Source organism: Rhodococcus sp. Z6_132 (assembly GCF_058133635.1).
Window position 1 is genome coordinate 142,669 of the sequence record NZ_JBYUNP010000002.1, and the last position, 12,952, is coordinate 155,620.

Annotated in this window: 9 protein-coding genes; 3 read left to right on the forward strand and 6 right to left on the reverse strand. The window is 66.4% G+C overall.

Features of this window, described 5'->3' with window-relative positions; genetic code table 11:
- The 3 genes from AC3YO9_RS07295 to AC3YO9_RS07305 are packed head-to-tail and all read right to left on the reverse strand — an operon-like array spanning nt 1 to nt 6,630.
- Nucleotides 1–2,910, reverse strand: coding sequence for a DUF1156 domain-containing protein (locus AC3YO9_RS07295; RefSeq protein ID WP_489982695.1), 2,910 nt, complete (start codon nt 2,908–2,910; stop codon nt 1–3).
- A 10-nt stretch (nt 2,911–2,920) separates the two neighbouring features.
- Nucleotides 2,921–3,394, reverse strand: coding sequence for a DUF7680 family protein (locus AC3YO9_RS07300; RefSeq protein ID WP_489982696.1), 474 nt, complete (start codon nt 3,392–3,394; stop codon nt 2,921–2,923).
- Entirely contained in the window at nt 3,391–6,630 is a 3,240-nt protein-coding gene (locus tag AC3YO9_RS07305; RefSeq protein ID WP_489982697.1) for an ATP-binding protein, read from the reverse strand. The genes AC3YO9_RS07300 and AC3YO9_RS07305 overlap by 4 nt, the downstream gene beginning before the upstream one ends.
- Before the next feature lie 638 nt (nt 6,631–7,268).
- On the opposite strand from AC3YO9_RS07305, the gene AC3YO9_RS07310 reads away from it, so the two are divergent.
- Nucleotides 7,269–7,709 carry a hypothetical protein gene (locus tag AC3YO9_RS07310; RefSeq protein WP_489982698.1) on the forward strand — a complete coding sequence of 147 codons (441 nt, stop codon included), beginning with the start codon at nt 7,269–7,271 and terminating at the stop codon, nt 7,707–7,709.
- A 5-nt stretch (nt 7,710–7,714) separates the two neighbouring features.
- Here the strand turns inward: AC3YO9_RS07310 and AC3YO9_RS07315 are convergent, their stop codons facing one another.
- Nucleotides 7,715–9,226 carry a hypothetical protein gene (locus tag AC3YO9_RS07315; protein ID WP_489982699.1) on the reverse strand — a complete coding sequence of 504 codons (1,512 nt, stop codon included), beginning with the start codon at nt 9,224–9,226 and terminating at the stop codon, nt 7,715–7,717.
- 247 nt (nt 9,227–9,473) lie between these two features.
- Between AC3YO9_RS07315 and AC3YO9_RS07320 the strand changes: the two genes are divergently transcribed.
- A complete protein-coding gene (locus AC3YO9_RS07320; protein ID WP_489982700.1) occupies nt 9,474–10,274 on the forward strand; it encodes a hypothetical protein in 801 nt (266 codons plus the stop codon).
- A gap of 130 nt (nt 10,275–10,404) precedes the next feature.
- On the opposite strand, the gene AC3YO9_RS07325 is transcribed toward AC3YO9_RS07320, so the two are convergent.
- On the reverse strand, nt 10,405–11,316 hold the full coding sequence (locus AC3YO9_RS07325; RefSeq protein ID WP_489982701.1) for an alpha/beta hydrolase: 912 nt from the start codon (nt 11,314–11,316) through the stop codon (nt 10,405–10,407).
- Between the two features lie 141 nt (nt 11,317–11,457).
- Nucleotides 11,458–11,883, reverse strand: a complete 426-nt coding sequence (locus AC3YO9_RS07330; protein WP_489982702.1) for a VOC family protein — start codon at nt 11,881–11,883, stop codon at nt 11,458–11,460.
- 106 nt (nt 11,884–11,989) lie between these two features.
- On the opposite strand from AC3YO9_RS07330, the gene AC3YO9_RS07335 reads away from it, so the two are divergent.
- Nucleotides 11,990–12,946 carry a helix-turn-helix transcriptional regulator gene (locus tag AC3YO9_RS07335; protein WP_489982703.1) on the forward strand — a complete coding sequence of 319 codons (957 nt, stop codon included), beginning with the start codon at nt 11,990–11,992 and terminating at the stop codon, nt 12,944–12,946.
- Nucleotides 12,947–12,952 lie beyond the last annotated feature (6 nt).

The following is a 12,952-nucleotide window of genomic DNA, read 5'->3' on the forward strand; positions in this document are numbered from 1 at the left end:
TCACTCCACGACGAAGAGGGCGTCGGGCTCGTCTGCCACGAGGGAGGCCATCTCCTCGGCATCAGGAAGCGTCAGGTCCTCGAAGTAGAGCGTGCACAGAGTGTCCAGGAGACCCGCCTCTGGGACGACCCAGGAGCCCTTGACCTTGGTGCGCGGGATGGCGTTGACGAGGCCCTGAACAGTTGAGATGAAGGAGCCGTTCGACGTGTATCCGTGCCGGTCGAGAAAGCGCTTTGCGGCCTGCATTCCGTCCACCTCGGCGATGTACAGCGCTGTATCGACGGCGTCGATGACGTATTCGAACGAAGAAGCCTCGGGCTTCACGCCCGGCAGTTCCCTGTCTCCACCACGGCGGAGCCGGTCCTTCGGCGCGAGAAGCGTGACCGCACCTGGGGACTTCGAGACCACCTTGGCGCGTTCCAAGGCTTCCACATCGAGCCCGCCGACGGCCAGCGCGAGCAGGCGTGCGGTATCGAAGGGAAACTCGCGCGCCGCGAACGTGTCCCAGGCGAGCAGCACGAAGTCGGTGAGGCTGTCCACCTTCGCAGCCTTACCCACCAGACGCGAACGGCGCAGGTCGACGATTTCCTCGCGTGCCAGCGCCAGCGCGTCCTCTGGCCGGAGCAACTGGTCGCGGCCCTCCGCGTCGGGGGTTGACGAGTAGACGGGCCAGTTCTGCGAGATGACGGAGAGCGTTGGTCCATACGTCGAGAGCAGCAAGTCAACGCCTTCGATGCCGTCGTGCTGGAAGCGGGTTGCCGCCTCTCGCGCTGCCTGCCGGATGTCACTCTCGATGTCGTCGAGATAGACCTTGTGGCCATTACCGCGCTCATCGCGTTTGCGACAGACGAGCATGATGGTCGATGCGGCTGAGTTCATGTTCGCCTGGTGCAGGGAGGTTTCCTTCTCTGTATTGACAGGCCAGGAGGTCTCGATCGTGAAACCTGCTTGCAGGAGACCCATGCCAAGCGTGTCCCAGGCTTCTGCACGCTTGTGAGTGAACATGACAGAAAGAACGCCGTCATCGCGGAGTGTCCTCCGAGCCTCCGCGAAGATGGCCGTCATTTTCGTTTCATAGTCCAGGTCAGCGAGTTCCTTCTTGCGCTTGCCCATGGCAGAGAAACGCGCCGGGTTCGCGACCGCTTCGTTCTCCTTGTCCGTGAGGTCGTCTGCGAAGAACTCTGGGACCAGGTGGCCAAGAGTCCGCTTCTCCCAGACGTAGAAGAAGTCGGCCAGTTCTGCGTACATGACGTTGTCGTAGTAGGGCGGGTCCATGCAGATGTGGGCGGCCGTTCCGTCCTCTATTGCGAGGTCAACAGCGCTCCCTTGCGTCACGAGGACCGGCCGAGCGACGCGGTCCTGCTGTCCGAGGTCGGTAGCGCCGGTCTCGTCCAGCAGTGTGGCAATCTCCTGGTAGTTGGCGACGAGCCGGGTCAGGCACCACCCGAACAGTGCCGTCGCTCCCTCGAACTCGGCAAATGTCCACTTGAACGCGAAGTCGTGCCTGTCGAACACACTTCGCATTGTCTGTTGGCCGACATTCCAGGATGAAAGTCGAGAGTTCCAGTTGAGGGCCTTGCTCTGCATCAGGGCTAACTCGAATAGTACGTCATCGGCGCGTTCGCCTAGCGCCTCGTGCACCTCAGGAATCAACTTTGCAAACTCGGTGCAGAAAGTGCCGTGAACTAGGGCCTGTCGCGGGGAGAAGAAATCCACCCAGTGCGCGAGGCCGTAGTGCTTGGGGCGCAGGTCATTTCCCTCGGGGAATTCTTCAGTCGGAAGCGCCCCTGACGCCAGCCATTCATTCTTAACAGAATCGAAGCGCTCGTTCGCCTTCGCGACTGCTTCAAGGTCGTCGTCAGTGGGGGCGCGAAACGTCCGTTCACCACTGGCGCTGCGAATCGCGACGGCGTAGAGCATCTGGCTCATGTGTCCGGCCTGAGCCTCGTCCTTGATGTAGTCGCCGCCTATGACCAGGTTGTCGTAAGGCGAAACCGCCTTGCCACGGCTGACTGTCCCTAGAGCCGCGTCGACTTTGTCTACTTGACGCCCGAGTGTGACCTCGAACCGGGGCTCCCGAAGTTCGACACCATCAATCTCTGTCACGAGACGCACCGCGGCCTCCTTGCCAGGAGTCTTGCGAAGCCACTTATTCGGCAGAAGCGGGACCATGCGGCCGGTGCGTGGGCAGGTGATGGCGTTCGCCCAAACGTAAGCAATGACGTTCTCACCGTTTTGCAGCGGGAAAAACTCCTTCAGGCTCTGCTCCACTCGCGAGACAAGGGTGTTGCCCCACTTCTTGAGGTCTGGTAACAGGGCGGTTCCGGTGGTCGCCGGAATTTCGACCCCTGCTTTCAGCACGCTCGCGGCGACACCGTTGAGGTCGTTCGCTACCACTGGCAGTCCCAGGCGAGATGCCACCCAGGGGATAGACCCCCCACCCGCCGTTGGGTCAACTACCGTCGGCAGTTCGCCCCATGTATGTCTCAATACGTCGTGGAGCAAGTCGATGTCGTCGCGAGGAATGGGATTACGAAACGCCTGCTTATAGCCGTAACCATTGCCGGTCAACTTGACTCCCGCAGCGTTGGCTGCGTCGAGGGTCCGTCGGGCCAGGACTGGGTCTCCCCAGATGCCAATGAGGTGAAGCAGCCACCTGCGATAGGCGTCCTCCTCGCGCAGTTCCGTTGCCTCGGGGAATGCAGCCGCGAGATTCTCAGACCACGCGGGCAGTAGGCCCGCTAGGACCACCCCTGCTGAAGCGACCAACGGCCGACGTGCCCACCAGATGTGCAACGAATTCAGCGCTGGAAGCGCTGTTACGACGGCTCGCTCGCGGCGAGACTCAATACCGAGTTCGGCGACGGGGAGCCAGTCCTCGATGAGGACGCGAGGCTTGGGAGTGCTCAACGTGCTTCTTTCAGTTGTCTGCGAGGAGGATGCGGAGAGCCTTGCGGGCGCGGTTGGCGTCGATGCCGATGCACTTGGAGTACCAGTAATACGTCTCCTCGGTACTCATGGCGTTGATACCGGCGACGAGCGCGCGAACCCGCTCGTGCTTGCTGATGGGCTGCGTCGCTAGGAGAACGAGTGTCAGGCGCACGCCCTCGGCCTCTCCCAGTCGGATGGGTGCCTTGCGGGTGAAGGACAGCACGCTGGGCTGGTGACCGGCCCTCCGCACAGCTGCGAAAAGTGCGTCAACGACGCGGCCGGTCTGCACCGGCTTCGCCGTGGTGACCGGAGCAGTGATGGTGGTCCCGGTCTCGCCGTAGGTCTCTTCGAGCGAGACTCCGTAGGACTCACCACGTCCGGGCGTGACGACCAGGCGAAAACCACGGACCCCTTCGACTGCAGCGAGACGCACCGTGGGGCGGATGCGCTTCGGTGCGCTCACTTGGTCACCTCCGCCGTCATTGCCGTGTTCTTCATGGCGAGATTCTTCACGACCGTGTGTATCTGTGTGAACTGGGCGTCGCTGATGTCCAGCGCTGGGTCGAAGGTGAAGGTGAGCGTGAGGTCCCCAACCGCCTTGGTCGCGCCAGCGAGGGCCTTCTTGGCGTGGTTGTAGGCCGACTGAAAGCTCTGCCGGTCGGCCGTGCCCTGGAACTGAATGCCCCCGGCGAGACCTTTGAACTCGGCGCGGATGGTGGAGCGGACACTGATGGCCTGCTTCTGCAACATCCCTAACGACGCCACCGCGAGGTCTATGTCGCCCATCCCGGATGCCTCGTCGGCGGAGACCTTGAGCGTCATGGTGCTCACAGTCTGGATGGTGTAGTCGGACACCTGGTCAATCAGGCTCTGCAGGGCGGAGCCGCCAGGACCACCGGCGGTCAATGTCTTCGAGGTTGCGGTGCGGGTCGGCACCTCGACGCCAGCGGTGTCTGCCGCTTCGCGAATGAGAACGCGGAGGGAGTCGAGGCCCTTGTCCTTGATGGCCGACGGGGAGAGTGCTCGGACGCCAGGTGCAGGTTCGGTGTCGAGAACGACGAACCACTTGTAGTCGCTCGACTGGACAGCGGTAGCGAGGAGGTCGAGGACGTCGGCCTTCGATGGCTCGCCGCCGCACTGTGCCTCCAGACGCGTGCGGACCTCCGCACCGGTGAGGTCATCGCTTGTGAGGACCGCCCGCAGGTCGGTCTGGGTCGGCTTGCGCACCAAGAGACCACGGGACTGCGCCTCGCTTGCGGTCATGACCTCGGTGTCGGCTTTCATCTCGACCGAGAGGCCAGCCATGGTGTGCGCGGTGTACGACTTGCCGGTGCTGCCGTCGTAGTAGACCCAGTTCTCGTTCTTGATGCCGTTGCCGATGGCTTCGCGGATGAGCGCCGGGTTGCGGACGATCTGGATGTTGTGGTCGGTCCAGAAGTAGTCGACGATGACCCTGGTTGTTGTGGCCGGCACGTTTGGCCAGGTCTTCGACCGCAGGTAGGAAGCGGTAAACCCGTCGCTGCGAATCTTGCCCTCGTCGTCCAGCAACGTCAGGACCGCTGACGTGGCGTTCTTCGGGTCGCCCTGGGCCTGCGCAGGCAGTTCGCGGTGCCGGAGGTAGCCGGTGTTCTTGTCGCTCGATGGGTAGTAGATGTGCTTGTAGCACCGGTTCACGGCGATGCGGGCGTTGAGCGTGGCCTCTTTGTTGTAGATCTCGACCTTCTTGCGGACCTCGTCGCTGAACTGCGCCAGTCGCGCCGCGTCACTGGCGAGGTTGTTCGAGGCGATGAGGGCACGCGCGCGGTCCTTGAGGACCTCGACCTGCTCCTCATCCGGAACGGCGAAGACCACCGAGTTCCGGAACTTGCGCGGTGTGCCAACAGAGCCCGCCTTGTCGAGCATCTCGACGACCATGGCAGGCGGCTGGTCCGCGCCCTTCTGGGTCACCGTGACGACGTTGGAGTCGAGCACGACCACTCGCAGGCTGCCCTCGTCCGGGATGTCGACCGGGCCGGTCGGGAAGTGGATGGCCTTCGCGCCGCCGTCGTTGCTGAACGCGTTGCGGATGAGCGTGTCGACCATCGCGGCAACCGCGGTGTTAGCGACGTTGCGCTTCTCGCTCTCGATGATGGCGTTCACGTTGGGCTCGATGCTGAAGCGCCAACGGCTGCCGTCGTACGAGAGGTGCCAGAAGACCTTCTCCGACTCGGTGAGTGCCTTCTCGAAGATGGTGGCGTCTTCGCCAGGGCGCAGCGTGCCGACCACCCAGTCATTGCGTCCAGCACCGGAAGTAGCGACCATCTCCAACGAGTGTGTGAAGACAGTGCGGGCTACACGGGTTGCGTAGGCGGGCTTGCCGGGAAAAACGTCTGCGTCGACGGCAGCCGCGTGGGACTTCGGTCCGGCGAAGTCGCCCTGGGCGACCGACGCGTATTCGGCGCGGCCGAGGCCATCGGTCAGGTGGTTGAGCACCGGCTCGTTGGCGTAGTCGATGTCGCCAACATTGATGATGGCGGCGTCATCGCCCGCGTTGTAGATGGTCGCGACGACCTCCGCGAGGAGTTTGAGCGCGCCACGGGCTCGCTGGAACTGCGTGATGTTGCCGAGCCGCTTGTCAAGAACGCGGACGAGTTCGGGATGGAAAGGGTAGGTCTTGGCGACCAGTTCGCCGTAGGTGGTGGAATGCTCCGCGCCACCGGCCAACTGCTCGGTCTGGGTGAGCGTCTCGTACAGGCTCCGGTATGCCGCTCCGGCCGCCTTTGCAGCGGATGCATCGACCGAGGCAAAGAGGCGCTTCTTGAGAATCTCGCCGATTTCGTTGTCGTCGGCAGGCTTGATGACAGCGGACGGCTGAACGGCGCGGGTCAGGACGTCCCCGGTCTCCTCGGCTGCCTTGACTGATGCCGCATTGGCGGCGTCGGCCTTCTCCTTCTCGTCGCCGGCCAGTTCACTGATTTCAGTCGTCTCAGCACCGAAGGCATTTGTTGTCGCGGCGAGGGTGATGATGACCGAGACATTGTTGGTCGGGTCGGAGGCGACCTCGAACAGGTTGCCGAGGAAGACCGGAATAGCGCGAGACATGCGCCGTACGTCCTCGCTGCCAGAGGACGACACCGCTCGGATGTACTTGGCAATCTCGTCGACGATGACGATGGTCGGATTCCCCCTGAAGGCAGCCTTGATGGTGCCCGTGCCTGGGGCAGTGCGCTGAGAGTCGTTGGCTGCCATCGCCTCGAAGGCGCTTTCGCCAATCTGGGCTGCCATCTCACCCCAGAGCGTGAACGTGCGGTGGCCTTCGGTCTCGACACCGGCGGAGGGGTCGAGGGCATCCCCTACAAGCGCTGCCACCTGCACCGGTCCCTCAGGCAACAGCGCGATGTCGAGGAACTCCGTGATGTTCTCGGGCCGGGCACCCTTCGCGAGGTGGTAAACGGCGGTCAGGCCGTGGGTCTTACCGCCACCGAACGAGGTCGTCGGGCGTAGAACCCCGTTCTCTCCTGAGACACCCTTCGCGCCTGTCACCCTGCCGAAGGTCTTGGACAGCAACGTCTTGAGCCCTGAAGTGGGGTAGGTCTGTGCAAAGAAGGCGTCGGCGTCGCCGTAGACCGGGTAGTGCTCCGCGTCTCGGAGCACCTTGTCCAACTGGGCCGCGAAGTGGTTGTCGGCGAGTCCGCCCTGAAGAACGTCTTCGCGCGGCACGCATGCCTTTCGAAGGGGCGTCAGCCCCGAGTTACTCATTACTCATACCAACTGACCCCATCCTTGCGCGCGCTCGTGTCGTCGGCGTGGCCCCGACTCGGTCACGTTAGCGGAACGTCCGAAGATACGGCCGCAACCGGCGGACGCCGAGTCGGCCGTCTGACCAGTTGCGATGAGGCGGTCCTCAAGGAGCAGGGTCACCTCGTGCGCGCAACCGGAGGCCAACACCCAGCCACTTCTAGCACGGGAGGTCCAACTAGGTGCTGTTGCGGCAGGTCGAGGGTACATACGGGCGCCAGCCCGCTGGCGCACCGGGCTAGGTCTGCGGTCACGTGCCCCGCTGGTGGCGTGCCGCCCTGCCGCCCCGACCAACTGGCAGGTGTACGTGCTGCGCCCGGGCGCGGCGAGCTGAGCGCGTCCACCGCAATTCCGATGACGGCGGTGTGGAGGCCGGCCCCGGGCAGACGTAAAGGGTGATCGGGTAGGGCGCCTACAGCATGTCGCAGCCGTCCACCCGGTGGGCGGCTCGTCGAAGACGACGAGGGCGGTACCGTGCGTCGCGCCGACCGCAGCCAGCACGCTGGCGAGCTGGGTCGTTTCCGCGCCGATGGACGCCCAAGTCTTCTGCCTGGCCGGGTTTGCGAGCCCTCGGCCGCGACCAAGGCGGCCGCAACTGGCAGGCCCACCGCGGTCCGACCCGTCCCCCTAAGGTCTCCGGCCGCCCGAACCTGGGCTACTGCTACGTCCACTCCGCCATCGACGCCTACTCCCGGCTGGCCTACTCCGAAGCCCTCGACGACGAGACCACCGCTACCGCACTGGCCAACTGGGCCCGCGCCCGAACCTTCTTCGCCGGCCATGGCATCACCGTCGACTGCGCGCTCACCGAAAGTGGCAGCACCTACAAATACCACGCCTGGCGTGAAGGGCACACCGACCTGGGCATCCAGCGCTCCCGCACCCGGATCCGCCTCTCGCATACGAACGGGAAGGTCTGGAGCAGAGGCGTGGTCGCTGAGGCCACGGTTCGCGCGCATGACCCAATGCGCTCGTCACTACGCGTCATGGTAACTCAATAGACTCCTCAGTCGCGGTTGTATCCAGCCTTGTCGGCGAAGTCATCCACTCGCTTCGTCATCACTTCCAGAGCATCGACGAGCACGGCTGTCGATACTGTGGACTTGACTGACCGCTGACGGTAGACGAAGTCCGGGTTGAACATGAGCCACTGTCCGGCGGCGTAGGTCCGCGGCCGCAGGTCGTTACCGAGGAACGCCTCGACGTCAGCATGGTCGAAGAAGTCGAGGTGGTCGGTTTCGGCGATCAACTCGCGCTGAGCCCGTCGCCCCGCCCCCTGGAGCTCCGGCTCCTCCACGGCGACCTGGAGCCGCAGCTGGTTCCCCTGGAACTGCCAGCCAATCCGTCGGTGGTCTGCAAGGCGGCGCCAGTAGGTGATGACGCCGCCCCGATTACCGTCGATGTCGAAAGACTTTGTCGTGGGGAAACGGGACTGGATGAGTTGAGCGAGGCTGCTGAACCGCATGCGGGCAATAGCCCCATCAAGCCCGCCCCCGGGGAGCTGTGCGACGGCCTTCTCCGCCGAGAACTGCTCGTCGAGCGCCTGTGCGGGGTCTACCGCCTCGGCCAGGGCCACAAGACGATGCACCAAAGCCCGATAGCGGACGAGTTGGCCACCCGTGGCTCCAAGCGACTCCTCATTGATGCGGTCGAGTACTTCGGCGAGTGCGCGGTAGTCGATGTGTACCCAGGGGGGCGGAAGCGGGAAGGAAGGCTTCATGAGACTGAGCAAGACGTACCGGGTGTTGCCGGCTCCTCCTGCGCCGTGATCGGCCGACCACGGCAGATCGTATGCGGTGTACTTCGTGAGCTGAAGCGAGTACGGGACCGAGTAGAGCTTGTTCTCGACGACTATGTTCGGGCCAGCCCCGGCCGTTTCGACCACGAGATCGAGGCTGCGCCGCTCGCGCCAAACATTGACTGCGGCGGCGTCGTCGTACTCCTGGCCTCCCAACAGGTTGAGCAGAGGAGCGGCTGGGCCGGGGTGCGTCTTCAGTAACCACGCGTTGGTGTTGGAGTGAAACAGTTCCTGCCCTGCTCTCGATTGAGCCCACAGAAGGTCGCTCTCAAAGGCTTCGAGCAGTGGCATGACTCGTTCGAGAAGTCCGGGCTCGACGGCCACCTCTCGTAACGACCGTGCTGGAGCTGCTGGCACCGACGCGGTCGGTTGGTCGAGGCCCAGCGCGCTGAGCGGGAGGTACCGCACGGGGTTCGCTGAACCTGGGCGGAAGAGGTGCGTCACGTTCCGGCCCACATATTTCTCGCGGTCGGCCGCGACGGCACCATTGAAGCCAATGCGGTTTTCCTCTCCCGCCACTGGAGAGCGCGACCACGTCGCCGGATCGTAAACTTCGCGCACGAGACCGTCGGCGATGGCGAGAACACGCACCACTCGTTGCGCGTTCTCCATCGACATCACCCACCACCCCCGAGTGACCTCGTAGAGCACGTCGACGGGAATCCCGTCATACCAGCTCTTGTTCAGGCGCAGCAGAAGAGCAAGGTCGTTTGTCGGCACGAGTGCAGACTAGGCGTTTACCAGGCACGCGTTGCGTTGGTTGCTCCCTACGTGCCGAATGGCCGCGGAGATGACTAACAAGTGGCAGGAGAGGTGCCTCGGTGTGCGGACCGGAGGTATGAGCCGGCCGGGCCGCGAGAGGAATTGCGGATCGCAGACCGCAGACAAAGCGCAGGCGGCCCGAATCCGTTGAGGCAAGAGTGATTTTGGTGCCACCACGGCGAGGACGAGGCTAGAGTCCCCGTCCATGAACGGGGAGCTGGCTGCGCTGATTGCTGTTGTCCTGCACGGCAATGCATGGCTTGCCGATCCCTCGGGTCCGCCACCGTCGCTGGAGCGCGACAGCTCCACCCTGCGCTACGTCCAGTCGCTCACCTTCACCCAGCCCAAGCAAGGGTTGTTCCGGCCCGAGCGGGTGTTCGAGGGCACGGGCGGGTGGTTCGCCGCCCAGCAGCGCGCGGGGGTGCAGCGCCTGTTGCTCTTCGCCCCGCCCGCGAACGGGGGCCAGCTTCCCCCGCACCTCGCGGCTGCGTTCGCCAACGGAGCGCCGCGTAGCCTGATCGCGAGCGGCAGGTCACGGGTGCTGTGGTCGGGGCACTGGGCCACCGACGGCACCAAGGACGACCGGGGTGCGATTTGGCGGGTGAGCTTGAGCGCGTCGGAGCTGCCCGCGACGTTCGAGCCGGCCGCTCCCTCGGTGCCCGCGGCCACGCAGGCGCTGCTGGCCACGCTGGAGGTCGCTCGGTCCTTCGCCGCCGCCCACGACCTGCAGGGCTGGGCCGACTGGTTCGCCAGGGCGATCGCTGCGGGGGAGTCCGCCCACCCGGAGATCGCCTACCACCCCGACCTTGCCCCGGACGGGTGGCTCACGCCGGAGCAGCGGCGGCTGCTCGCCGCCGCGGTGCAGGGCTGGGTCTTCGGCGGCATGGGGTCGTGGAACGACATCTGGCTCGACGATGACGCCCAGGCCGCACAGCTAGCCCAGGTGACCAAGCGGCTGTACGCGGCGGTGAACTGGGCTCTCGTGGCCGTCGCCAACGCGAGCTAGCCGGGGCGCTCCCTGCGCGACGGCGCGGCCCGCCGAGCCTGCGGTATGACAGCCGCCCGCGTCCCCTGACCACTGAGGGGCTTCAGCACTGGGCCAGTTCAGTACTGGGCCGCCACGTCGAGCACCCAGGTCATGCCGTGACGGGGACCGCCTCGGCGAGGAACGCGAGCTGGTCGGCGATGACGGTCTCGAACAGCGGCGGCACGTAGGGGTCGAAGTGCCCGCCCGGGTAGCTGCGGATGGTGGCGTGGGGGATGCGCCGCGCGGCGCGCAGCGCGACGCCGGTGGGGGTGATCGCGTCCTCCGTCGCCAGCTGGAACAGGACGGGGCAGGTGATCGCCCCCGCGCGTCGGCCGGGGGAGTAGAAGGGCAGCGTCGTCAACACTCGGGCCACCACCGTCTGGGGGTAGTCGCCGTCGGCGAGCCCGGACGCCGCGGTCAGCCGCTCGAGGGCGGGGGCCGCGTCCGGGGAGGTCATCACGGCGCGCTCGCCCGGGGTACCGACCGACTCGAGGTAGCGGGGTGGCCTGCCGACGAGGGCGCCGAGCTGGTCGAGGACCGCCGTCGGCAGGAGCCGCGCGGCCTGGCTCAACCCGGTGGAGCGGACGGCGGCCGGTCCGCTCACGTGGGGCACCTGCGCGATCACCGCGGCGAGCGGCTCGCCGGAGGCCGCGATGGTGAGCACGTGGCCGCCGGCGAAGGACGTGCCCCAGGCCACGATCCGGGCTGGGTCCACCCGGTCCAGGCCACGGGCGAAGCGCAGCGCGGCCCGCCAGTCGTCCAGCTGGGCCTTGATGTCCAGCAGCTGGCGGGGCTCACCGGCGCTGTCGCCGAAGTATCGGTAGTCGAACACCACCACCACGTAACCGGCCGCGGCGAGGCGCTCGGCGTAGGCAGGCAGGCGCAGCTTGCGGGGGCTGCCGAAGCCGTGGGCCATCACGATCGCGGGGGCGGGGCCCTCACCGGCGGGCAGCCAGACATCGGCTGCGCACTGCAGCCCCGCCGAGGTGAACGATTCCGTGCGGGAGGTGGGGGCGTGCATGGTGGCTCCTCGGCGTGCAGGTCCTGGCGGCGACCAGGCTCGAAGCGGTTGGCCGACAACCTACCCCGCTTCTTGAACGCAGTTCAATACGGACCTGAGCCGCTGGCGCCAGCGCGGCATCAGCGGCTCCGTCTGCCGAGATCAGGCGCCGTCGTACGAGGCCGCCACGTCCAGCACCCAGGTGATGCCGAACTTGTCGGTGAGCATCCCGTACAGCGGCGCCCACCCGGCCGGGGCGAGCGGAACCACCACGGTGGCGTGCTCGGCCAGCTTCTTCCAGTAGGTGGTGATCTCCTCGGCGTCGCTGCCGCGGACGGAGACGAAGAATGGGGTCTCGCCCTGGCTCCACGGCATGGAGGACGGCACGTCGTAGGCCATCACGTGGAAGCCGTCGGGGGAGGCAACCTGGCCCCACATGAGCTGGTCGGCCTCGTCGGGGTTCTGCACGTTGTGCGCGTCGGCGTAGGTGATGGCGACCAGGTCGCCGCCGAACACCGACTGGTACAGCTCCAGCGCCGCTCGGGCGTCGCCGCGGAGGTTGAGGTGGGTGACGGTGCTGATGGTCATGTCGACTCCTGGGTGAGCGGTGGTTGCGGGCCGGCTGACCTGCAGTGCCCACGCTGCTCCCAGTAGCGGACAGGTTGTGTCCTGTACTCGTGGCATCCTCACGTTCATGGCGACGACGTCGGCGCGGTTGCTGTCTCTGCTGTCCCTGCTGCAGACCCGCCGGGACTGGCCGGGGCAGCTGCTGGCCGAGCGGCTCGACGTCAGCGAGCGCACGGTGCGCCGCGACGTGGAACGGCTGCGCGACCTCGGCTACCCGATCGGGGCGGTGAAGGGCCCGGACGGCGGCTACCGGCTGCAGGCCGGCGCCGAGCTTCCGCCGCTGCTGTTCGACGACGGGCAGGCGGTGGCGCTGGCCGTGGCCCTGCGCACCGCCGCCAGCTCGGGCGCCGGGATCGGCGAGGACGCCGCACGGGCACTGGCCACGGTGCGCCAGGTGATGCCCTCGCGGCTGCGCCACCGCATCGACGCCCTGCAGGTGTCGGCGGTGGATCGTCTTGGTGCCCAGGCGGATCCGCAGGTGCTGGTGGCGCTCGCTGCCGCCGTGCGCGAGCACGAGGTGGTCCGCTTCGACTACGCGGGTGGCAGCTCCGAGCCGGGCCGCGCTCGGCGGGTGGAGCCGCACCACGTGGTCACCCGGGCCGGGCGCTGGTACCTGGTGGGCTGGGACCTCGACCGCGCCGACTGGCGGGTGTTCCGCGTCGACCGGCTCACCCTGCGCACCCCCAACGGGCCCCGGTTCACCCCCCGCGAGCTCCCCGGTGGCGTCAGCGTCGACTCCTACCTCGCCGGCACGCTGCGCGGCGCGAGCACGGGGGAGGAATGGCCCTGCCAGGGGGAGGTGGTCCTGGCCCTGCCCGCCGCCGCGGTGGCGCCGTTCGCGCAGGACGGCACGGTGGAGGACCTCGGCGAGCGCTGCCGGCTGGTGGTGGGGTCGTGGTCGTGGGCCGGCGTGGTGGCCCTGCTCACGCGCTACGAGGCTGACTTCGAGGTGGTCGGCCCACCCGAGCTCCGCGTCGAGCTGCAGCGCACCGCCGAGCGGTTCAGCCGAGCCGCGGCGCAGTGACGGACC

Coding starts and splice junctions, on each gene's coding strand:
- AC3YO9_RS07320 (WP_489982700.1), top strand. CDS start 9,474: ATGAACGGGGAGCTGGCTGCGCTGATTGCTGTTGTCCTGCACGGCAAT.
- AC3YO9_RS07325 (WP_489982701.1), bottom strand. CDS start 11,316: ATGCACGCCCCCACCTCCCGCACGGAATCGTTCACCTCGGCGGGGCTG.
- AC3YO9_RS07330 (WP_489982702.1), bottom strand. CDS start 11,883: ATGACCATCAGCACCGTCACCCACCTCAACCTCCGCGGCGACGCCCGA.
- AC3YO9_RS07335 (WP_489982703.1), top strand. CDS start 11,990: ATGGCGACGACGTCGGCGCGGTTGCTGTCTCTGCTGTCCCTGCTGCAG.